We start from the raw sequence: 22,097 nt of genomic DNA on the forward strand, positions 1-22,097 counted from the left end.
AGAAAAACGCGACCCGAGGGCCGCGTTTTCGCCGTTCATTATGTAAGGTGTCTCAGCTTTCCCAATGGGTCATGAGCGAGACGCCCTCGGCCTGAAGCGCGCGCCAGATGTCGGCGTCGCGGCCATAGACGTCCGGGCGGTAATTCACATGGCCCTTCGCCTGCGTGAACGCCGTGCGGTAGATCAGGTGCACCGGGATCGGCTCTGCCAGATCGACCTTGGTGTTCGCACCCGACCGCAGCACCGACTGGAAGTAGTTGACCGGATCGGCCTCCTGCTTCGCCAGCAGCGCGTAGGCAAAGTCATGCGGGTCATCCAGACGGATGCAGCCATGCGAGTAGGTCCGCACCGGCTGGCTGAACAGGTTCTGCGCCGGGGTGTCGTGCAGGTAGATGTTGTACTTGTTCGGGAACATGAACTTCACCGACCCCAGCGCGTTGCGCGGACCGGGCTGCTGGCGCATCGAGAACGGGAAGCTGGACGAGGAATACTGGGCAAAGCCATTGCCCCGCGACACCACCCGCCCCCGCGCGTCGATGATCTCCAGATGGCCCGCCGCACCCGGGTTCGAGCGCAGCAGCGGCAGGTATTCATTCACGATGATCGAGCGCGGTACGTACCAATACGGGTTGATGACCATATGGGTCATCACGTCCGAGAATTCCGGCGTGCGGCGGTCGTGATCCTGATGGCCAATGACCGAGCGGGTTTCAAAGGTCAGCTTGTCGTCGTCGATGATCTGCGCGTGGAAATCCACGAGGTTCACGAGGATATGGCGCTTGCCCCGGCCTTCCGGCAGGTTCAGCCAGCGCTCGCGCTCCATGGCGACGATCACGGACTTCAGGCGCTCCTCGGGACCGGTGTTGATCTCGCCCATGGTGCGGCCACCGGCGACGCCATCGGGCTCAAGCCCGTGATCTTCCTGGAACAGGCGTACGGCCGCGGTCATGACGTCGTCGTACTCTGCCATCAGCGAGGGCTTGAGGTAACCCATGGCCTCCAGACGGTTGCGCAGGGCAACGACAGCCTGACCGGAGGCACCCGGTTCCAGCTTGGACGCCGGCACATCCGGCCCCCAGCCACCGTGGCGGATGCTGTGCTCCAGCTCCAGCTTGGCGCGCATCAGGCGCGAGTATTCCTGTGTCGGCGGCACGAGGGTGCGCAGCACGTCCTCGGGGCGTTCCGTCATCAGGCGCGACAGCAGCTCTTCGGGGGCGCGACGCGGCAGGACGCGCTTGATCTGGTTGTCCACGGCACCGGGATTGTCGATGATGCCCGATTGCAGGTCGTTGGCGAAGCTGATGAAGGTGCGCGACAGCTCCACTTCCAACAAGCCACGGTCGCGGTCGCTGCGCGCCACGGCCATCTTGTTCATCAGGTTCTGCGCGTCGTACTTGCGCGTCGGCAACCCGTGCACATCCGCGAGGCCGAAGGCTTCGATCAGGGCCAGACGCCGTGCGCGGGATGCGTCGTCCGTGCCGGTCCAGATCGGATCAAAGTTGCGGGCGCGGTAGAAGGCGGCAATGCCCTCCTCGTCCCCGAGGGATTCAGCGACGGCCTGTTTGTATGCCGTAACCTTGAAGGAAAATTCCTGCGCCGAGGAGGCGGCGGGCAGCACCGCAGCCAACATCCCGGCGACGAACAGTGCGCGCAGCCTGGCACCCGATTTCACACCGGCGTTCGTCCCATTCATACTGAAGCCCTCATTCCTGACATCCACCCATGAATTAAAGTTGTCTTACAATGTTCTAACGGTGTAAACTCACATTCGGCTTTATGGTTTCAACGAGCACCAATAATGCTGCATCCGCACATTTGCGCCACAGTTCGCGGACCTTGCGCGAGAATCTGCCAACATCCTCTTGAAAGCTAAAATTCACCACAAATGCTGCTTTCTCAGTGGTCCGATTCGTGCCATACAAATTTCGACATCTGGGGATAGATGGCAGAGCGCGGCAACGATCCGCGCACGAACAGGTAACAGCGACCACGGGACAGGCGCTCACATGGCAGAACTGAACACGGGCTTCACGCGCCGGGGCATTCTCGGTGCTTTCGCGGCAACCACAGTCGCAGCGGCCCCCACTTACTCCAACGCGGCAGGCTTCCTGCGCGGCGCTGGCGATATCCGTCGTATCCGCATGTATTCCGGCCGGACGGGTGAACGCATCGACATGATCTACTGGATCGAGGGCAAGTACCTCGGCGATGCGCTCAAGGAAGTGAACTACTTCATGCGCGACTGGCGCAGCAACGACATCAAGAACATCGACGCGCGTACCGTCGACATCATGTGCGCGGCGCACAATCTGATGGATTGCTCGGAACCCTACATGCTGATCTCGGGCTATCGCTCGCCCAAGACCAACGCCATGCTGCGGTCCCGGTCCTCCGGCGTGGCCAAGAACTCCCGCCACCTGCGTGGCGAAGCGGCCGACCTGCGGCTGTCGTCGCGCTCGGTCAACCAGATGGCCAAGGCGGCCGCAGCCTGCCACGCGGGCGGCGTCGGTCGCTATTCCGGCTCCAACTTCGTTCACATGGATTGCGGTCCGGTTCGCAGCTGGGGATCCTGAACGCGGTAACGCTTCCATTTTTGGTTCCAGGGCGCCCATGTGGCGCCCTTTCCTTTTGTCCTGTCGCGCAAGGACAGTGGCAGAAAACCCGAGGCGCGGGCAGTCAGGAATACCTGACGAACCAGTACCGCACCTGTGCCCAAGAACACCCCGTGTCCCGGGCTTTCTGACAGGTGAACGTGCCAAGGCAGGATTTGGTTCCGGGCGGAACGTGATTTTTCGCAGAAAAATCGGACAGCGCCGAAAAGCGCGCACTTCGTCCCATGACCGATGGGTCAATTCGCAATGTTTTCCAATGCTTGGGAGAAGTGGCGCGGTTGACGGGGCTCGAACCCGCGACCCCCGGCGTGACAGGCCGGTACTCTAACCAACTGAGCTACAACCGCGCTATGGGGGCCTGATAGCCTTTCCCGGCGTCGGGGGTCAAGCGCAAAAATGACGAAGCCATGACAGTATTTTCAATTGGTTTTTCGCGTTCCGGATGAAGGGGTTACCGGGCCAATGTGTGGCCCTGTGCGAGGCCCCCGAAACGAAAAAGGAAACGAAGAAGGAAACGAAAAAGCCCCCGCTTTCGCGAGGGCCTTTCGAAGGATCGACAGTGGCGCGGTTGACGGGGCTCGAACCCGCGACCCCCGGCGTGACAGGCCGGTACTCTAACCAACTGAGCTACAACCGCCCTGCCGTTCCTGGCCGCCCCGAAGCTGTCTGCCTCGTGGCGTGAGAGGGCTTCTATGGAACCCTCCCCCCCCCGTCAAGCGCCATTTTGGAAATTTTCGGGCGAAGCTGAAAACCTCCGACCAGCGGTGAGCAGCCAAACCCGCCATCGGCCGTGCAACGCCGCGATGAGCGTTCGAATTTGCACCAGCCATGTGTACTTTCGCACACGCATACCGGAATTCCGGGAGGAAATACTGTCATTTCTTGCAGTCCGGGACGGCTTGCGTCAGGTAATGCATCAGAAACGACGCCAAAGCAGTGACCCGCCGTGCGACAGCTAAAGACCATGCCGCTCGAATTCTACGACAGCTTTGGCGGTCGTGTCCGGATAACCCCGCAGGAGTATTTCGAACTCCTTGGTCAGACCGGCACCCAGACCTATCTGGGGTGCGTCTATGCCATCCTCGTGGCGACCGATGCCCCCGGGATGATCGGCCAGATGAATCTGGTCGCGACCCTGGCCATCTGGGCCGTGATCCTCAGCAGTTTCCTGTTGTGCCATGGCGTCATGTTGTTCCTCTGGGCCACCTTGTACCGCGCCTTGGGCAACCTCACGCTGCCCGGCGCACTTGTCACGGCCTCGGCGCTGGTCCTGCCGGTGGTTCTGGGCGAAACCCTGCTCCGGTTCACCTCGCATGGCGACCTCGCCTTTGCGATCTTTCCGCAGATCCTGTTCTACTTCGTGATCGCGGAAACCTTCATCATGATCTACATGCGATTCGTCCGTCCTCTGCCCACGCCAGAGGCGGCAGATGCGACAGCAGCCGCCCTGCAAGAGGCCGCTGTCGCCTCGCCCCCGCACGAGCGCCATATCCTCATCGGCGCCGAGCCGGTCGCATTGCGCAACCTGCGCCATATCCAGGCCATGGAACACCACGTCCGCGTGGTGCTGGACGACACCAGCCTCACACATCGCGCCCGCCTGTCCGACATCGTGGCCCAGACCGATCCCGAAGACGGCATCCAGCCGCACCGCTCCTGGTGGGTGGCGAAACATGTCGCCCGCTCGCTGGAGCGGGACGGGCAGAAACATGTCCTGACCCTCGACGATGGCACCCGCGTTCCGGTGGCCCGTTCGCGCGTGCATGAAGTGCGCGACTGGATGAGCGAACGCGCCTGACCGGCCCCGCCGCCTACCTGCCCCTTGCTGCGGCAAAGCTCCGTTCGCCAGCGCTTGCCCTCGCCCCTGCCCCATGACATCTGCGCCCTGACACGGTAGGACAGACAAGAGCCTGCCCCGAATGCCGCCCGGTCCGACCGGACCTCAGGGTGGTACGCCACACAGGAAAGACCGATGACCGACACACCCGACGACGTACCCGGAACCATTCGGTTCGGCTGGGAAGAATGGGTTTCGCTGCCTGATCTCGGCCTGCCCGCGCTGCGCGCCAAGGTCGACACCGGCGCACGCACCTCGGCGCTGCATGCCTTCGACATCGAAACCTTCGGCCCCAGCTCGGCCCCGCGCGTGCGGTTCACTGTCCACCCGGTGCCGGGCCGCGAAGACTTGGTGATTCCCTGCTCCGCCCGCATCGTCGACCGCCGCGCCGTCACCTCGTCCAACGGCGAATCCGAGATGCGCTACGTCATCGCCTCGACCCTGCGGGTGGGCGACGAAAGCTGGCGAATCGAGATGACGCTGACCAACCGCTCCTCCATGGCATCGCGGATGTTGCTGGGGCGCGAGGCGCTGAAGGACCACATCACCATCGTGGCGACGGACCGCTTCCAGCAGCCGCGCCTGTCCTATGACGTCTACAACACGCCCCGCGTCCGCAATGCCGCGCCGAACCGGGCGCTGCGTATCGCGGTGCTGTCGCGCGAGGACAACTATTCCACCCGCCGTCTGGTCGAAGAAGGCGAAAAGCGCGGCCACACGGTGGAGGTCATCGACACCCAGCGCTGCTACATGCTGATCAACGCGCTGACGCCCGAGGTCCATTACGACGGCAAGCGCCTCCCGCGCTACGACGCGGTGATTCCCCGCATCGGCGCCTCGATCACCTCCTACGGCACCGCCGTGATCCGCCAGTTCGAGACCATCGGCACCTTCTGCCTGAACGGCTCGGACGGAATCACCGCCTCGCGCGACAAGCTCTGGGCGCATCAGTTGATGGCGCGCCACAAGATCGGGATGCCCAACACGGCCTTCGCCTCTTCGCCCAAGGACACGCAGTCGCTGATGCGGCTGGTCGGCACCGCGCCCCTGATCGTGAAACTGCTCGAATCGACGCAAGGCAAGGGCGTGGTGCTGGCCGAGACCAAGAAGGCGGCGGAATCGGTGATCGACGCCTTCCGCGGGCTGAAGGCGAATTTCCTCGTGCAGGATTTCGTCAAGGAAGCCGCGGGCGAGGACATCCGCTGTCTCGTCGTGGGCGGCAAGGTCGTGGCCTCCATGAAGCGCACCGGCGCGGACGGCGATTTCCGCTCGAACCTGCATCGCGGCGGCCATGCCTCGGTGGTGAGAATCAGCAAGGAAGAACGCGATACCGCCCTGCGTGCGGCCAAGGCCTTCCGCCTCAACCTCGCGGGCGTGGATCTTCTGCGCTCGGAATCGGGTCCGAAGGTGCTGGAGGTGAACTCCTCGCCGGGGCTTGAGGGCATCGAGACCGCCACGGGCAAGAATGTGGCCGAGAAGCTCTACGAGCATATCGAGGCCAAGGTCCGCCCCACCCCGGTCCGCCGCCGGATCGACCCGCCCTCGGACTGAACCACCCGCGTCCCTGGACCGATCAGTGTCGCGCCTTGCGCGACGAGTGTGGGCCCCGCCGCCCACACCCAGCTGTGGCTTGTCATGCTTTGCATGACAGCGGGGGCTCTGCCCCCACACCCCCGAGGGTATTTGGATCAAGATGAAGGTAAAGCGCCGCGCCTTGCCTTCATCTTGACCCAAATACCTCGGGGAGCGCGAGGGGCTGGCCCCTCGCCTGCGCAACAGCGTCCCGGACGCACCCGCCTGAGCGGCACGCCCGGCTCCGTGCTCAAAACTGGAACCGCACCTGGCCCGTCAGACCCCAGCTGTCCAGCCTGTCGCTGAACCGGCTGTCGATGCGGACCGAGGCGTCCATCTGGCGCGCCGGCAGGGCCGAGCCGCCGTCCAGGATCTTCGTGCGGTTCATGCCGATGCTCAACTCGCCGAATCCACCGAGGTTCTCGGAGGTCAGCACCTGCGACGCGCCCGTGCTGTTCACCCGGAAGGTGCTGGTCAGGTCGTCACCGAAGTCGTTGAAATACGTCCCCGTCAGGAAGTAGGTGGTCGCCTCGTCGCCGCTCGGCTCGACCTGCGTCCGGGCCAGCGTGGCGCCGATATAGCCGATCTTCTGATGCATGTCCGAGATCTGCAGCGTCGCATCGTCCAGCGTGGTCGACGGATCGTTGTCGATCGCGATGCTGTCGGTCTCGATCTGCGAGAAGGAGAAGCCGACGGTCGGCACCAGACGAATGGACTTTTCGGCGTTCAGCGTGTGCGAGTAGCTGAGCGAGCCGCTGATCGCGCGTCCCCGGCTGTCGAATTTCTGGTCACGGATGCCCAGACCTCCCGCGCCAAAGGACGCGGTTTCGTTCAGCGAATAGGTCGTGCGGTCGGCGCGCAGGGTCAGGTCACCGAACCAGTTGCCCTTGGCTGCGCTCAGGTAGAGCCCGCCGAACAGCTGGTCGAACTCGGTGCGCAGCTCGGTGGCGGTGCCGCCAAAGGTCACCGGCAGGCGGGTGTCGCCGCCGTTGGTCCCCAGCATCGCGCCAAGCGCCAGATCCCAGCCGTTGTAGTAGCCACCGGAACACGCATGGTCAAAGCCCACCTGCACCCCGCGATAGCGCAGCGAGATGTCGTTGGACAGCGTCGAGGTCGCGGTGGTGGACGAGGTCTCCAGCGAGGCATCGGCACGACCGGCTGTGGCGCGGCCCCAGGTGCCAAGGGCACAGGGATCGTCACCCGGCACCACCAGCGGCGTCACCAGCGCCGAGGACGGGCGGTTCACCACGGTGGAGATCAGGCTTTGCGTCGCCGCCACGCCCGAGGCAAGACCCCCGAAACCGAGGTTGGCGGTCGAGGTCAGCTGCACCTCGGTGCCGGTGTTGTTGAGGTTGTAGACATAGGCCGCGTTCGCCGGCAGGCCGGACTTGGTCGCGTTCAGCCCCGTGGTATCGGCGGCCTTGATGAGCGTGATCGGGGTGCCGATGCTGGAATAGACCGCGTTCACATTCTTCAGCGCCAGTTCCGGCGCACCCGTGGCCGTGCCGGTCACCGTGATCTGGTCGGCATCGTCCGCGGCGCTGGTGCCCTGCAGCGCACCCGAGACGTTGACGTCCATGGCAATGACGCCGTTCAGCACCGCATTGCCGGTGATCGCGATCACGTCGTTGGTCTCGCCATCAGCCATGGTGATGAGGCCCGCGTTGGTAAACGGCGACGTGGCCGTGATGTTCAGGGTCTGGCCCGTGGGTGCCGCGTCGATCAGCCTCAGTATGCCGGTGGACGTGTTGTCGAACGCGCCCGCCGACAGGATCGCCGCCGTGGCCCCGTTGGCCTCGATCAGGCCCGCGTTGCTCAGCGCGGCCGTCGCCTGCAGCGTCGCCGTGTCATCAAGGCTGATCCGGCCCACGGTGTTGCTGCCGCCGACGCCCACCCCGTTCCACGGCTGGTTTAAGATGGTGCCGAAGGACAGCGTGCCGCCGCCCTGGATCCGGATGCCGCCGCCGTTGTCCAGCGTGTCGTTGCCGAGGTCGGTCACGGTGCCGCCGATCAGGATGCCGCCGGCGTCGTTCGACACGGTCCCCGAAGCCGCCGCGCCGGTGCTGACGTCACCTGCCGACAGGATGCCACCGTTCTCGAAAATGATCAGCGCATCCAGTTCGTTGACGACACTTCCCATGGCGCCAAGGCGCCCGCCTGCCTCGATCCTGACAGTGCCTGCGTTCTCGAGATTGCCGGTGGAGGCTTCGAGCACCGCGCCGGACCGCAGCATGACGTCCGTATTCCCGGCCACGTAGGGGATGTTCAGGTCGATTGCCGAAGCCTGAACGGTCCGTCCGCTCAGGACTTCGATGCCGAAGAAGCCCGCCGTGCGCCCGTCGAGGGTCAGCGTGCCTTGGATATCGGTCGCCCCGTCAAAGCGCATCGTGCCGCTGGTCTGCAGAACTGAGCCGGTCACGGTCACCGTACCGGTGTTCGCAGAGTTGACGATAAGACCGCCGCCTTCGTTGGTGATGGCCGTGCCGAGGGCAGGCCCGTTCACATCGCCGTTGACCCACAGAAGGGAGTCGTTCGGGTTGCCCGAGGTGCTCCGGACGGTCACGCCCGCCGATGCGTTCAGCGTGGCGTTGTCGTCGATGAAGAACTCCGGCGTCGAAGTCCCGCCCGCCCCCTCGATCAGGATCGCGCCGGTTACGGTCGAGTTGCCGCTGCCGGTGGCGAGGACATGCACCGCGCCGTCGGTCTGCGTCAGGGTGCCCGTCACGTCGCCGTCGATGTTCGACGTCCCCGTGCTGTTCAGCGCCAGCGTGCCGTCCAGCGTGGCGCGGTTGCCCGGCGCGGGTTCGCTGGTCAGGGTGATGGTGCCCGAGCCGGTCAGCGTCGTGTCCGCATCCAGCGTCGCCGTGCCGTTGGCATTGGCCGTGACCGCGACGGTGCCCGCCGCAGAGGACACCGCCGCCGCCGTCAGGATCGCGTCGTTGCCGCCCGCCGCCACGACCGAGATGGGGGTGGCAATGGCCGAGGTCGACGCAACGGACCCGCCGTTCAGCGACAGGCTGCCGCCGTTGACGGCAATGAACCCCGTTCCGGTCTGGGTCACCACATCGTCGCCCGTCGAGGTGACGGAGGCACCCGACAGCACGCGGATCGCTCCGGCGTTCCGGATGTCGTTCGTGGTCGAATCCAGCACGTTGTCGGTGACGACACCGGTGTTCTGGAACAGGATCTGGCCCCCGGCGCTGTTGGTCAGTACCGTTCCCGCCCGCAGGGTGCCACCGCCTGCGACGGTGATGACGCTGGCGTTGGTCAGGGTGGTGTCGGTCTGCAAGGTGGTGGTGTTGCCCGCAGTGGCCGCCCGCAGTGTCACGCCCGGCGCCGCCGCGTCAAAGTCCGCCGAGCCCGCCGTCAGCGTCTGGTCCGCGTTCACGTTCAGCACGCCCCGGTTCAGGTCCAGCAGACCGCCCACGTCGCTGTCGGCGGTCACGGTGATCGTGCCCGTGCCGTCCTGACGCAGGTAGCCCGCGATCTCGCCCGCCAGCTCGTTCAGCGCGCTGGTGCCGTCCTGATCGACATTGCCCGAGACCTCGACGGTGCCGCCAAGCGCGCCGTTGATGTCAAACCGGCTGGTGCCATCCACCTGGAGGTTGCCGTTCAGGCGGCCATAGCCCGCGCCCGCCGCCGCCTGCCCGATCAGCAGGTCGCTGCCGCCGCCGATGCTCAGCGTGCCCGCGCCGCCGTTCAGCGCCAGTTCCGCATTGAAGGCGCCGTTGCCGGTCAGGGTCACGTCGCCGCCGCCGTCCATGGTGGCGCTGGCCGCGCTCAGCGTCGCGGCTTCGGTTCCGGCGGTGACGGTGACCGTCGCCCCCGCGCCCGCCGCCGTATCCTCGATCCCGCCGGTGCCGAGGCTCAGGCTGCCGCCGTTCACCGCCAGCGTCGCCGTAGCATCATCCAGCCAGATCCACGCATCGTTGGTGATGACCGCGCCCGCGTTCACCAAGACGTCGCCCCGGTTGACGATGACATTGCCGTAGCCCGGCGTCACACCGCCGTCGCCCAGCTCGCCGCCATCGGCAAAGGTCACCGAGCCGGTGGACTGGATGGTCAGGTCGTCGCCCGCGATGATGCGGCCGCCCGCGCCCACGTCCACCTGGTCCGCGATGATGATGTCGCCCGCCGAGCCTGCGTCCGTGGTCAGCGCCGCGCCCGCACCCAGCGTCACGCCGCCCGCATCCGCAAGGTCGATACGCGCCGCGTTCAGCGTGCCCGACACCACGTTCAGCGTGCCGACGTTGATGTCGAGCACTCCGACCGTCGCGCCGACGTTGTTGATGTCCACATCGCCGGTCACCACCATGGCCCCGCCGTTCTGGATCACCGCCCCCGCGACGGTGGTCGTGCCACCGTTGCCAAGGTTCACCGTACCGGCGGCGTTCGTCAGGGCCGATCCGCCGGCCACGGTCCGGCCAATGTTGCCGTTCACGTTGACCACGGTATTGGCCGTGGTCGAGCCCGCAGTGCTGCCGACGTTGATGCCGATCGCGCCTTCGGCGGTCAGCGTCGCCCCGTCCGCGATGGTCAGCGTGGTCACGGGCGCTCCGGTGCCGTCAACCGACACCGTTCCGGTCGCCGTGGTGTCCGCCGCGATGATGACCGTACCGGTGTCGATATCCACCGTGCTGCCAAAGGTCATCGGCCCGTCCACGGTGGTCTGCAGCCCCGCGCCCTGCTGGCTGAAGGCCCCGTTCACCGCGCCCGACAGCGTGATCGCCGTGCTCGACTGGTTGTCCAGCGTGCCGGTGATGGTGCCGCCGTTCAGGTCCAGCCCCGCGTTGCCCGTCAGGTTCACATCGCCGCCCAGCGTCCCCGCCGCCGTGATCGTGCCCGCGCTCGAATTCAGCGTGGTAAACCCGAGCGTCGCCCCCGTTCCGACCGTGATCGCATCGGCCGCAGCCGAGGTGTTCGTCAGGGTCGCGATGCCGCTGACCGTGGTGCCGGCGCCGGTCACCGAGAACCGGCCGTTGTTCGTCCCGTCCGTCTGGTTCTGGAAGTCGTCGTTGCCCGCGCCGCCGTCACCCATGGTGACGGTATTGCCGCCCAGCACCGTCAGCAGGCCGAGGTTGTCGATGGTGCCGGTGCCGTTCTCGTCGTCATCCGCGTCGAAATGGATGTCGCCCAGCGTCGTATCCAGCGTCACGTCACCCGTCGCGCCGATCTCGATCGAGAAATCGTCGTTCAGAGTGTCGTTGCCGAAGTAATCGGCGTCACCGTCCAGCTCTGTCGTGTTCCCGGTGCCGCGAATGTTCGCGCCGCCATTGGTGGCAAAGCTCGCGCCATCCGCGATGGTCAGCGAATGGTAGGTCAGCGACTGGCCCGCGGCGACCGTCATCGAGCCTGCGTTGATGTTCACGTCACCGCCTTCTCCGCCGGTCTGGACAAAGGTGCTGGTGCCGGTGATGTTGGTCGCCGCCGTGGCGCTGTCCTGCGTGTAGCTGACCTGCGTCTCCCCGGCGAAATTCGCAATGCCCGATCCGGTGTTGATGACGCTGCTGGTGCCCGTCCAACGCTCAAAACTGCCGTCCACGTTCATCGTGCCGGTGTTTGTCACGGTGGCACTGCTCAGAAGCAGCGCGCCATCGACATTCAGCGTGTCCGCGTTGGTCACGGCATCTTGGACCAGGACCCCCCACGTACCCGCCTGGATGTTCATCGTCCCGGCATCGTTTGCAAGCGTGCCCCAGCTCTGGCCACCGCTGCTTGATATGTTGACGGTAGATGTTGCCTCGTTCTGCGTCAGGGTGAAATCGAGCGGCGTAACGAATATAACGGTTTGGATGCTGTTGGTGTTGTTGCCAACCGAATGGGTCCCGGTCCCGCCCAGCGTGACGTCGCCAAGGATGAAGCCCGGAGACGTCAGCACGCCCGTACCGTTGACCGTGACGCCACCCGAAGCGACCAGGGATTGGGAGGCGTTGATCGTGAGGCTGCCCGCGCTGACGGCCACCGAATTGACGGTGACGGTGTCGTCGATCGTGGTGCTTGCCGTGCCGGAGGTATTCTGTGTGTAGGTTCCGGTGATCGTCGTCGGGCCAAGCGTCGCCGTGCCCTGGTTGACGACATTCCCCGTGATGTTGGCGCTCACGTCCATCGTGCCGGTGTTGGTGATCGTCTGCCCGCCGGTGATTGCCGCGGTGACGTTCAGCGTGCCCGCGTTGGACGAGGCTCCGTTCAAGGTCAACGCGTTGTCGACGTTCAAGGTGCCCTGCGTGTTGACAAAGGACCCCAGCGTCGTCGCGCCGCTGAAACTGGTATTGGCCGAGGCGCTGTCCTGCGTGTAGGCCCCGGTGATCGTCCCGCCAAAGCTCTGCGCCACGGTCGAGGTGTTGGTCACGTCGCCGGTGATCTGGCCGCCCGACATGGTGATGGTCGCATCACCCGTGTTCACCAGCCCGCCGGTGAAATCGCTCACATCCAGCGTGTTGTCGCCGATGGCGATTTGTCCGGTGCCGGTGTTGGTCAGCGTCCCCGTCCCGCCGGTCGCAAAGGTCACCGTATCGCCCGAGCCGTTCAGGTTGATGTCGCCATTGTTGGTGATCCCGTCAGAGCCACCAAGGACATCCGAGGTCAGCGTGCCCGCGCCATCAAAGCGGATTTCACCGCGCGGCGAGGCAAGGTTGTTGATCGCACCGTCATCGGAATAGGCCCCGCCATCGGCGATGGTGATCAGACCATCGTTGTCGGTGGAGTTGCCCAGCACGTGCAGCGAGGACCCCGCACCGACACTCACGGTGCCGTGGTTTCTCATCGACGTGGTGGTATCGTTCTGCCCGACCGTGGCCGACACGCCGTCCGCGACGGCCACCGTCGACCCGGTCTGCACGATCAGGTTGTAGTCGTTCAGCCCGGCGTTCAGGGTCCAGTCGCTTGTGGTCACGCCGTAATCCAGCGTGTCCCGGATATCGAGGATCACGCTGCCGCTCTCGGAATAGCCGTCGCGCAACGCGATCGTGTCGGCGGACACGGTCAGCGAGCCCAACGTGTTGCCGTCGAGCGTGCCAGCCAGCGTCGCGGTGCGCGGCGTCGTGCCGTTGAGCGTCAGGACCGCAGGACCGTTGTCGCTGTTGATGATCTGGCCGCCCGCCTGCAAGGTCAGGTCACCGTCGATATTGAAGTCGGAACCGCTCAGGTCAAAGGTGCCGGCATTGGTCACATTGGCCCTTATCAGCCCGGAATCGAGGAAGACCGCGGTGTTCCCGGCAAAGACCGTGAGATCGGTGGTCTCAAGCGTCTGGGCGATGTCGAGCCGCGCCCCGGTGACGGCGGACGAGCCGACGTTCACACCGCCATTCACCGTCATCGTCAGCGCCGTGCCGCCGAACGAACCAATGTCCGCGCCATTGGCGAGCACGTTCATCGTGCCGGTGACCGTCGCATCGCCCAGCACGTTCAGCGCACCGCCGAGGTAGGTCAGGTTGCCGTCGATATCGCCGTCGAGGTTGAAGGTGGCACCGACCCCCATCGTCACGTTGCCGACGATCTCGCCGTAGTTGTTCACCGTCCCGGCGCCGTCGAACTGCAGCCCGGCGCCGCCCACCGTGAAGGTCGGCGTGCCATCGGCCCCGCCCGTCCCGTTGATGGTCAGCGTGCCCTGATTCACGACCGCCTGTCCGGTCACGGTGAAATCGCCTGTGACGGTGGTGCTGGTCGTGCCGGTGTTGTTTTGCGTGTAGGAGGTTTCCAACCGCCCGCCATCGGCAAAGGTCATCGACGCGCCACCGATGTTGAACAACCCGTTGGTCGCCTTCACCGTGCCGTTGATCGTGGCGCTGGAGCCGCCGCCGTTCTGCATCCGCGCCTGCACGTCGAGCGTCTGGCCCGCGTCCACCACCAGAGAACCGCCGCCAAAGAAATCGGCATTGCCGGTGATGACCGTCGTGGTGTTGCCGCCCGGGTTCGCCGCGTCAGAGATCACGACGCTGCCCGCCCCGGTGCGGTCATAGGTGCCGGAGATCCTCGCGCCCGACATCGTCAGCGCTCCGCCCGAATGTGTCACGTCGCCGGTGATGGTGCCGCCGGTGATCGTGGAGGACCCGCTGCCGCCGAAGGCGACCGGGCCGGTGATCCTCCCGTCAAGGTCCAGCACACCGGTCCCCGAGACCGTCACGCCTCCCGCCACGGTCAGCGCTCTGCCGCTGCCCACGTCCAGCTCGCCCCCGGTGACGGACACAACCTGATTGACGCCGCCGAAGCTGGCCATGTTCGTGTTGCCGGTGATGGTCGTGGTCCCGGCCGCGTTCACCAGATCGATTTGCACATTGCCCTGGATATTCAGCGTGCCGTTGTTGGTCAGGGTCTGACCTTCGTTGGTTTCCCGCGTGTCGCCCAGCAGGGTCATTGTCCCGTTGTTCTGCGCCCCACCGATCAAGAACATGGTCGTACCGGACGCCGTCGTGATCGTGCCTGAGTTCGTCAGCAGGTTTGCCGTCTGCAGAACAGCAGTCTGATGATTCAATGTTCCGGCCTGCACATCCAGCCCACCCTGGAAAAAAACATTGCCGCTGGTGGTCGCCACGGCCGACGCGTGGTTCAGGGTCGTCTGACCAAGCACGTAGGCAGGGGATGTATTGTTGCTGCCAAACGAATAGCTCCCGGCATCATTGATGGTCAGCGCGCCAATGATCAGCCCCTGGAGGTCCAGCGAGCTGCCAAGGCCGGTGTTGTTGAACACCACGTTACCATTGACCCTGCTCGCGTCTACCTGATCGACGCCGCCATCAATCGTCAGCGCCCCCGCGTTGACGCTGATCCCGCCGCCCAGGCTGATGTCAGAGGACACCTGCACATCGCCGCCGTTCATCGTGATCGTCGACGACCCGGAATCAAACGCCCCGCCGTCGATCACGGTCAAGCCATCGTTCGCGACCAGCCCGTCAAAGAACGTGCCGCCGGTCAGCGACAAGGTGCCCGTGCCCCCCATCGTCACGCCGGTCGAGGTAACGGCATCGCCATTGCCCCCGGACAGCGTCAGATCGCCCGCGCCTGCCACGGTGACGCCATCGTAGATCCGGGCCGAGATCTCTGCGCTGACGCCGCTGTCCACGGTCAGCGTTCCGGTCACTTCCAGTTGCTCGCCCGCCGTGGCGCCGATGGTGTAGCCATTGGTGCTGAACGTCACGTCCGTCGCACCGATGCGTCCGCCCGCGCGCTCCAGCAAAACGGTCCCCGCCGCGCCTGCATCGTCAAAGATCGCGGTGTCGCCATCGTTGAAGACAAGGCCCTCGTTGGTCTGCCCCGCCGACGACCAGTTACCGGTGGTGAAATCCCAGACCGCGCCGTTGTTGCCGTCGTAGAACCGGGTGGACTGCGCCTGCGCCTGCCCGCCGATCACCAGCGTGGCTCCGGTGGCGAGGATGTAGACCAGCTCCGTCGCGCGCCCAAGGCGGCAGTGCCCGGTGATGGAACGCTGTCGGATACCGATCTGCTGGCGTGTCTGGCGGGTCTCGAACATGCTCTGACTTTCCTCGGCCTGTCACGGTGGGCGTGACGAATGTTTGCTGCTCGGCAGGGTCACCCCTGCCCGTCACGCGGCAAAACAGACACGAGAAAACCAAGGATCAGGAGGGGTCCCCACCTCCCGGATACGCCAAAAGATCGCGCGCGCGACGAAAATACCTAGTTTCAAGAACAAGGTTTCGGCGCGCCCTGTCAAACGTTAACGATTTGTATAAGTTTGAACCGCCAGCAGCGCAAAGAGTTGTTGCCCACGCGCAACAAGCCCACAACCGACAGGTGTTGCTCGCCCATTATTCCGGCCAAGCGCGCAGCCGTTCAGGGCGCAGCCGGAGCTCGACCAACGGGCGGGGCCGCCCCCGCCCGATCCTCAGGCCAGATCCTCAGACCTGACCCGAAGGCCCACCATCAGACCGGACGCCCGAGCTCAGAACAGGCGCTTCTCGTACTTCCAATTGTCCGCATCGGGCGTCACCGCCTCGATATCATAGCCCTGTTCGATGAGGTGCTGCGCGCTGCGGTCGCCCGCCGCCGCCGCCCGGTCGATCATGGCGCGGCCCGCAGCCTGATCCTCGACCACGCCACGCCCGCGCATCAGGTCCAGCCCGTAGTTGAACATCCCCACGGCCGAGCCCGCCTCGGCGGCGCGCCGGTCCAGCTCTGCGGCGCGGTCCGGGTTTTCGCGCCCGCTCAGCCCGTTGTCCTCCATCCACGACAGCCAGGTGATGCCCTGCACGTTGCCCTCGCCGGTGATCTTCTCGAAGATCTCGCGCGCCTCCTCGTGCAGCCCGGCCTTGGCCGCGCCATAACCGACCATGCCCATCATCGGGTGACTGTCGCCGTGGCGCATGCGGTCGATCATGCCCTCCATGGACATTTCCTGCGGGTTCAACACGCCCTCCTGCGCCACGACCGGCGAGGCCAGCAAGAGCAGGGCAATGGTATGACGTAACATGCGGCGATCCTCCTTCGCGATTGTCCCCGACACCCTGCCCCGGAACCCGCCCCCGATGTGTGAGTCTCTTGCAAGAGAGATGCAAGAAATTTGCAAGATCAGCGGTTTACCCGGTAGCCCTGCCCGTGCACCGTCTCGATCAGGCCGGGGTCGCCCAGCTTCTTGCGCAGCACCCGGACCTGCTGGTCCAGCGCCCGCGAGTTCGGCATGTAATCCCGCCCCCAACCCGCATCATACAGGTCGTCCTTGGACACCACCTCGCCCGCGCGCGCGATCAGGCAGCGCAGCATGGCGACGTCGCGGGCGGTCAGATCGACCTCCGCGCCCGCCACCCGCGCCTTCTGCCGCGCCGGATGCAGCACCACCGCGCCCAGTCGCAGCGCGTTTGGATCATCGGCCAAATCATCAGTCAGATCTTCCGGCGCATCATTGGTGGAATCAGGGCGCGCACCGCCCCCACGCCGCCGCCAAGCCACGCCCCCGCCGATTACCGCCCCAAAGCCCCCCAGCACCAACAGCGCCCACGGCCATTTCCTCCCCGCAGGCGGCTCAAAGACCGCGCCGAAACTGGCCTCCATCTCGGCGCTGTCGAGCACCAGGCACACAGGCCGCGCCTCGGGGCAGTAATAGCCGCGCTCCGGCACCAGTGGATCGCGCACCGGAACCGCGCCCCAGTCGCTCCGCCGCCCGGCCAGCACCTCGGCCAGCGCCACCAGAGCCGCGTCTTCGGGAAAACCCATGGCCTGCGGGTCGGGAAACACCAGCGCGCCCGCGCCATCCCAGATCAGCACCGCCGACAGCCGCGCCTCGGTCGAGATACGGAATCGCAGCGCATTGCCCGGCGGTGGCAGATCGGCCACGACGCCTTCCAGCCAGTCGCGCGCCGGGTCCGCCGCCACGCCGTTTGCCGCCACCAGGGCCGCCACGATCCATCCCATCCACCTCATGACGCGCAGCTTATGCGCGCATTGCCCCGCTGCGCCATTCGCCCAAGGTCGCAGGTCTTTACCCCGCCGCCTTCATTCCCTATATGAACGCTCAGGTTTACGACCGAAGAGGACAGACATGACCGATGCAAGCCCCCCGCTCGAAGGCGCTCCGCTGATCGCGCCCTCCAGCACCGACCATCCGCTGTACGATCAGGTGGTCGAGGCCTGCCGCACGGTCTACGACCCCGAGATCCCCGTGAACATCTACGATCTGGGTCTGGTCTACACGATCGACATCAACCCCGAGAACGACGTGCGGGTCATCATGACCCTGACCGCGCCGGGCTGCCCGGTGGCGGGCGACATGCCCGGCTGGATCGCCGACGCGGTGGACCCGCTGCCCGGCGTCAAGAGCGTCGACGTCGAACTGACTTGGGAGCCGCCCTGGGGCATGGACATGATGTCCGACGAGGCCCGGCTGGAACTGGGCTTCATGTGATCTCCAAAGGCAAGGCTATGGCCTTGCCTTTTTGCATAGCAAGCCAAAATCCTTGCTTTTCTCCAAAGCAAGCCCTAAACCTTGCTTATGACCTACCCCCACGCCGCCGTCCTGACCGGAGACCTCGTATCCTCACGCGACAGCGCGTCCGAGGAGGTCACGCGCGCCATGACCATACTCCAGACCGCCGCGCGGGACATCGGGCAGGACACCGACCTCCCCGCCACCTTCGAACGCCATCGCGGCGACGGCTGGCAGATCTTCCTGCCAAAGGCCGCACCCGCCCTGCGCGCCGCCCTCCGTGTCATCGCCGCCCTCACCGCCGCCGAGACCGGCCTCTCCACCCGGATCAGCATCGGTCTGGGCGACGCGCAGGTCGACGGCCCCCTTGCCTCCGCCAGCGGCACGGCCTTCGTCACCGCAGGCGACGGGCTGGACGCCATGGACCGCGGCACGCGCCTCTCCCTGTCCGACGCATCCGACACACTCCTGCCCGCCATGGTGGGACTCATCGACTGGCAATCGCAAAGATGGACACCCGCACAGGCCGAAGCCCTCTTCGAAGCCCTGCGCACGCAGAACCCCACGCAGGCCGAGATCGCAGACAAGCTCGGCGTCAAACGGCAGGCCATCCAGCAACGCCTCGCCGCCACCGGCCTGCCCGCCCTGCGCGCCGCCCTCGACGCCTTTGAAACCACCACGGGACACAGACCATGACCCTCACCGCCGCCATGCTCCAGACCTTCGTGGCGCTGCTGGCGGCGCATATGCTGGGCGACTTCCTGCTCCAGACGGGCTGGATGGTGCGGCGCAAGCGCAACGTCTTCGTCCTGCTGCTGCATGTCGCCATCCATGGCGCGCTGGTCACGCTGGCGCTCGGCGGCGTCTGGCAGGTGGCCCTCGTCGCAGCCCTCGCCCACCTCGTCATCGACATCGCCAAGACCTACGCCCTGCCGCGCCGCTGGCGTGACACCCTGGCCGCCTTCCTGACCGATCAGGCGCTGCACCTGGCCACACTCGCCTGGATCGCCCTGCAATGGCCGGGCGCCGCCAGCGCCGGGATGCTCGCGCCCTATATGCCGCAACTGACGCCCGCGCTGACCGTCCTCGCGGGCGGCATCGCCACCATCCTCGCTGGCGGCTTCGCCGTGGGCCTCCTCACCGCGCGCTTCGCACAATACGCCCTCACCGGCCTACCCGAAGCCGGGCGCGTCATCGGCCAGCTGGAACGCGCGCTGATCTTCCTCCTGGTGCTGGTGGACCAGCCCGCCGCCATCGGCTTCCTGATCGCCGCCAAGTCGATCCTGCGCTTCAACGACGCATCCGAGGACCAGCAGACCGCCGAGTATGTCATCATCGGCACGCTGGCCTCCTTCGGCTGGGCGCTGGCGGGGTCCTATGCGACACGCGCCCTCCTTGAGATTGTCGCCGCGACGCCTTAGGTTAGGGGCGCGCAACAGGACGGGCCACACCCCGGAAGCAGAGGCCTCAAACCACAGGCCCGAAGCACAGGCCCCGAAGGAGACACAGATGTTCGGCATTCCCGGCCAAGCCCCCGTGACGATCACCCCATCGGCGGTGAAACAGATCCGCAAGCTGATGGACCGCGACGGTCGTTTCGGCCTGAAGATCGGCCTGAAAAAGGGCGGCTGCGCGGGCATGGAATACACCATGGATTACGTCGACGCGCCCGACAAGAACGACGAAGTGGTGGAAAACGACGGCGCCCGCGTGCTCATCGCCCCCATGGCGCAGATGTTCCTCTTCGGCACCGAGATCGACTACGAAACCTCGCTGCTCGAAAGCGGCTTCAAGTTCCGCAACCCCAATGTCACCGACGCCTGCGGCTGCGGAGAATCGATCAAGTTCAAGGACATCGAGGAACTTCAGGCCGAACGCGACGGCCGCGCCTGATGGGCATCTCCGCCGAAGAGATCGCCTTTGCCACCGACCTCTTCTCGGGCTTGGGCGACCTCAGCACGCGGCGGATGATGGGCGGCCTGTGCCTCTACCACCGGGGCACGATCTTCGCGCTGGTGCATTCCGAACTGGGTATCCTCATCAAGGGCGCGGGCGCCTTCATCGACGAGCTGGAACAGCGCGGATGCACGCGCTGGACCTACACCCGCAAGGACGGCGCCGCCGCTGCCATGCCCTACTGGACCCTGCCGCCCGACTGCGAGGACGACCCCGAGGCCGCCACCGATCTGGCCCGCGCCGCCCTCGCGCACCTGTGACCGCCCCCACCGCAGCCCACAAACTCGCGCCGCCCAGCATCCTCCCGACCAGCGTCCCAAGCACAAGATGCCCACGCCGCCCCACCTTCATCTTGACCAAAATACCTCCGCCGGAGGCACCCTGCGCGGCCCTGCCGCGCCAAACCCTCAAGCCGCGGCCCCGCCGCGCTCAAACAGCGTGGCGCAGCCAATCCAGTCACGAAGCCGACGGCTACATCCATCCCCGAGAGGACCCGCTCCTCCCGGCAACACACCATCGCATCCACGCCTTGGCATCGTGCCGCACCAATGCACTCCGACAACACGTCCTGCGTCCACGGCAGCCACCCCACGCGGCCGCCCCCACCTTCATCTTGACAAAAATACCTCCGCCGGAGGCAACCGGCGCGGCCCCGCCGCGCTAAAAAAGCGTGGCGCAGCCACACAATTTACCAAGGGCCGAGCGGGACACCGATCCCCGCCGGGTCAGTCCTTCTTCGCCGCCGCCTTCATCCGCGCCAGAAGTTCTTCCTTCGACGCCTTGCCACCGCGCGCGTCCTTGCCGGACTTCTGCTCTTTGTGCTTGTCAAAACGCGGCGTGCCCTTGGCGCCCTTGGGCGCGCCCGATTTACCGTAATCCATCCGATATCTCCCGAAAAACCGACTCGCGCCGGATACAGATCGGCCCCCATCCTACGGGACGGGGGCCGCTGGCAAGAGCCTGTTTCGCTAAGGGCGCGCTTTACGCCGCTTCATCCCGCAGGAACGGATAATCCGTGTAGCCCTCGCGCCCGCCGCCATAGTAGGTCGCGGGGTCGCCCTCGGCCAGTTCCGCCCCCTCGCGCAGCCGCAGTACAAGGTCCGGGTTGGCGATGAACGGACGGCCAAAGGCCACGGCGTCCGTCTCGCCGTTCTCCACCCGCTCCATGGCCAACTCGCGGTCATAGCCGTTGTTGCCCATCCACGGCCCGTCAAAGCGCGCCTTGAGGTCCGACAGGATCTCGGGCGTCAGCCCCTGTGCGTCGCGCGCGCCGCCGGTTTGGCCTTCGACCATGTGCAGATAGGCCAGCCCGCGCCCGGACACGAAGTCCACGAGGAACTCCGCCAGCCCCTTGGGATCGCTGTCCTCGGCCCCGTTCGCGCCCGAAAACGGCGACAGCCGCAGCCCCACGTGGCCCGCGTCCCATTCCGCCACCACGGCGTCCAGCACCTCGCCCAGAAGCCGCGCGCGGTTCTCAAGGCTGCCACCGTAATGATCGTCACGCTTGTTCGGTCCGTCCTTCAGGAACTGGTCGATCAGGTAGCCATTGGCGGCATGCACCTCGACCCCGTCGAACCCGGCAGCGCGCGCATTGGCCGCCGCCTGGGCAAAGTCCTTCACGATGCGTTGCAACTCCGGCGCCTCCAGCGCACGCGGCGTGCTCACCTGCACCATCTGCTCGCCGTCAAAGGTCTGCACCCCCTCGGCCTGAATGGCCGACGGCGCCACCGGCGCTTTGCCCCCCTCCTGCAAGGACGTGTGGCTGATCCGCCCGACGTGCCACAGTTGCAAGACGATCTTGCCGCCCACCGAATGCACCGCGTCGGTGACCTTCTTCCAGCCCTCGACCTGCGCGTCCGAGTAGATCCCCGGCGTCCAGGCGTAGCCCTTGCCCTCGGGCGAGATCTGCGTGGCCTCGGTGATGATCAGCCCCGCCGTCGCGCGCTGGCGGTAATACTCGACGTGCAGATCGGTCGGCACGTCCTCCATCGCCCGGTTGCGCGTCAGCGGCGCCATGACGACACGGTTGGCGATCTCGATCGCGCCCAGTTTCATCGGGTCAAAAAGGCTGGTCATGATGTGCTCCTTTCATGAGTGCATCTTGCATTGGTCACCCGCCCAATGCCGCCCGACAGCATTCCGTTCCCTGCCATCAATCGCGGCACACTTGCCCCACGCGCAGATTTCCGCCCACAGCAATACTGTATCAATCCACCCAAAAATCACCAATACGCCCAATAATTCAAGG

At 65.7% G+C, this 22,097-nt stretch carries 14 protein-coding genes and 2 tRNA genes; 8 read left to right on the forward strand and 8 right to left on the reverse strand.

The genetic code is table 11. From position 1 onward, the window contains the following. Window positions 1-52: 52 nt before the first annotated feature. Window positions 53-1,693 carry a L,D-transpeptidase family protein gene (locus ACP16H_RS01060; protein ID WP_425070383.1) on the reverse strand — a complete coding sequence of 547 codons (1,641 nt, stop codon included), beginning with the start codon at window positions 1,691-1,693 and terminating at the stop codon, window positions 53-55. A 313-nt stretch (window positions 1,694-2,006) separates the two neighbouring features. On the opposite strand from ACP16H_RS01060, the gene ACP16H_RS01065 reads away from it, so the two are divergent. Next, window positions 2,007-2,573 carry a YcbK family protein gene (locus tag ACP16H_RS01065; RefSeq protein WP_425070384.1) on the forward strand — a complete coding sequence of 189 codons (567 nt, stop codon included), beginning with the start codon at window positions 2,007-2,009 and terminating at the stop codon, window positions 2,571-2,573. Between the two features lie 309 nt (window positions 2,574-2,882). Here ACP16H_RS01065 and ACP16H_RS01070 read toward each other — a convergent pair. Both ACP16H_RS01070 and ACP16H_RS01075 read right to left on the reverse strand, forming a co-directional pair. Further along, a tRNA-Asp gene (locus tag ACP16H_RS01070) sits at window positions 2,883-2,959 on the reverse strand. 213 nt (window positions 2,960-3,172) lie between these two features. Continuing rightward, window positions 3,173-3,249 (reverse strand) — tRNA-Asp (locus tag ACP16H_RS01075). Window positions 3,250-3,558: 309 nt separating this feature from the next. Between ACP16H_RS01075 and ACP16H_RS01080 the strand changes: the two genes are divergently transcribed. Together ACP16H_RS01080 and rimK are read left to right on the forward strand one after the other, a co-directional pair. After that, window positions 3,559-4,410 (forward strand): LytTR family DNA-binding domain-containing protein, encoded by an 852-nt coding sequence (locus tag ACP16H_RS01080; protein ID WP_425070385.1) that lies wholly within the window; start codon window positions 3,559-3,561, stop codon window positions 4,408-4,410. Between the two features lie 174 nt (window positions 4,411-4,584). After that, the gene (rimK, locus tag ACP16H_RS01085; RefSeq protein WP_425070386.1) at window positions 4,585-6,000 is read left to right on the forward strand and encodes a 30S ribosomal protein S6--L-glutamate ligase; all 1,416 of its coding nucleotides are present in this window, start codon (window positions 4,585-4,587) and stop codon (window positions 5,998-6,000) included. A 271-nt stretch (window positions 6,001-6,271) separates the two neighbouring features. Here the strand turns inward: rimK and ACP16H_RS01090 are convergent, their stop codons facing one another. From ACP16H_RS01090 to ACP16H_RS01100, 3 genes are all read right to left on the reverse strand, one after another. Then, window positions 6,272-15,487 (reverse strand): hypothetical protein, encoded by a 9,216-nt coding sequence (locus ACP16H_RS01090; protein WP_425070387.1) that lies wholly within the window; start codon window positions 15,485-15,487, stop codon window positions 6,272-6,274. Window positions 15,488-15,916: 429 nt separating this feature from the next. After that, entirely contained in the window at window positions 15,917-16,444 is a 528-nt protein-coding gene (locus ACP16H_RS01095) for a tetratricopeptide repeat protein (RefSeq protein ID WP_425070388.1), read from the reverse strand. 98 nt (window positions 16,445-16,542) lie between these two features. Next, complete coding sequence (locus tag ACP16H_RS01100) at window positions 16,543-17,391, reverse strand: winged helix-turn-helix domain-containing protein (protein ID WP_425070389.1); 849 nt, start codon at window positions 17,389-17,391, stop codon at window positions 16,543-16,545. Between the two features lie 118 nt (window positions 17,392-17,509). Here ACP16H_RS01100 and ACP16H_RS01105 point away from each other — a divergent pair, with 118 nt between their 5' ends. From ACP16H_RS01105 to ACP16H_RS01125, 5 genes are all read left to right on the forward strand, one after another. After that, a complete protein-coding gene (locus ACP16H_RS01105; RefSeq protein ID WP_425070390.1) occupies window positions 17,510-17,872 on the forward strand; it encodes an SUF system Fe-S cluster assembly protein in 363 nt (120 codons plus the stop codon). Window positions 17,873-17,959: 87 nt separating this feature from the next. Next, window positions 17,960-18,589: a hypothetical protein gene (locus ACP16H_RS01110; protein ID WP_425070391.1), complete on the forward strand. Its 630-nt coding sequence runs from the start codon at window positions 17,960-17,962 to the stop codon at window positions 18,587-18,589. Further along, entirely contained in the window at window positions 18,586-19,314 is a 729-nt protein-coding gene (locus tag ACP16H_RS01115; protein WP_425070392.1) for a DUF3307 domain-containing protein, read from the forward strand. Before ACP16H_RS01110 ends, ACP16H_RS01115 begins: the two co-directional genes overlap by 4 nt. Before the next feature lie 88 nt (window positions 19,315-19,402). Next, entirely contained in the window at window positions 19,403-19,786 is a 384-nt protein-coding gene (locus tag ACP16H_RS01120; RefSeq protein ID WP_425070393.1) for a HesB/IscA family protein, read from the forward strand. Then, the gene (locus tag ACP16H_RS01125; protein WP_425070394.1) at window positions 19,786-20,109 is read left to right on the forward strand and encodes a TfoX/Sxy family protein; all 324 of its coding nucleotides are present in this window, start codon (window positions 19,786-19,788) and stop codon (window positions 20,107-20,109) included. The genes ACP16H_RS01120 and ACP16H_RS01125 overlap by 1 nt, the downstream gene beginning before the upstream one ends. Window positions 20,110-20,574: 465 nt before the next feature. Here ACP16H_RS01125 and ACP16H_RS01130 read toward each other — a convergent pair whose 3' ends face one another. Continuing rightward, window positions 20,575-20,730 carry a hypothetical protein gene (locus ACP16H_RS01130; RefSeq protein ID WP_425070395.1) on the reverse strand — a complete coding sequence of 52 codons (156 nt, stop codon included), beginning with the start codon at window positions 20,728-20,730 and terminating at the stop codon, window positions 20,575-20,577. Window positions 20,731-20,830: 100 nt separating this feature from the next. Further along, the gene (locus ACP16H_RS01135) at window positions 20,831-21,928 is read right to left on the reverse strand and encodes an alkene reductase (RefSeq protein ID WP_425070779.1); all 1,098 of its coding nucleotides are present in this window, start codon (window positions 21,926-21,928) and stop codon (window positions 20,831-20,833) included. Window positions 21,929-22,097 lie beyond the last annotated feature (169 nt).

Source organism: Sagittula sp. S175, from assembly GCF_049800975.1.
GTDB lineage: Bacteria > Pseudomonadota > Alphaproteobacteria > Rhodobacterales > Rhodobacteraceae > Sagittula.

Bases quoted from the DNA above. Each gene is read 5' to 3' on its own strand.
- ACP16H_RS01090 (WP_425070387.1), bottom strand. From the start codon at position 15,487: ATGTTCGAGACCCGCCAGACACGCCAGCAGATCGGTATCCGACAGCGT.
- ACP16H_RS01115 (WP_425070392.1), top strand. From the start codon at position 18,586: ATGACCCTCACCGCCGCCATGCTCCAGACCTTCGTGGCGCTGCTGGCG.
- ACP16H_RS01125 (WP_425070394.1), top strand. From the start codon at position 19,786: ATGGGCATCTCCGCCGAAGAGATCGCCTTTGCCACCGACCTCTTCTCG.
- ACP16H_RS01130 (WP_425070395.1), bottom strand. From the start codon at position 20,730: ATGGATTACGGTAAATCGGGCGCGCCCAAGGGCGCCAAGGGCACGCCG.
- ACP16H_RS01120 (WP_425070393.1), top strand. From the start codon at position 19,403: ATGTTCGGCATTCCCGGCCAAGCCCCCGTGACGATCACCCCATCGGCG.
- ACP16H_RS01110 (WP_425070391.1), top strand. From the start codon at position 17,960: ATGACCTACCCCCACGCCGCCGTCCTGACCGGAGACCTCGTATCCTCA.
- ACP16H_RS01095 (WP_425070388.1), bottom strand. From the start codon at position 16,444: ATGTTACGTCATACCATTGCCCTGCTCTTGCTGGCCTCGCCGGTCGTG.
- ACP16H_RS01060 (WP_425070383.1), bottom strand. From the start codon at position 1,693: ATGAATGGGACGAACGCCGGTGTGAAATCGGGTGCCAGGCTGCGCGCA.
- rimK (WP_425070386.1), top strand. From the start codon at position 4,585: ATGACCGACACACCCGACGACGTACCCGGAACCATTCGGTTCGGCTGG.
- ACP16H_RS01100 (WP_425070389.1), bottom strand. From the start codon at position 17,391: ATGAGGTGGATGGGATGGATCGTGGCGGCCCTGGTGGCGGCAAACGGC.
- ACP16H_RS01065 (WP_425070384.1), top strand. From the start codon at position 2,007: ATGGCAGAACTGAACACGGGCTTCACGCGCCGGGGCATTCTCGGTGCT.
- ACP16H_RS01105 (WP_425070390.1), top strand. From the start codon at position 17,510: ATGACCGATGCAAGCCCCCCGCTCGAAGGCGCTCCGCTGATCGCGCCC.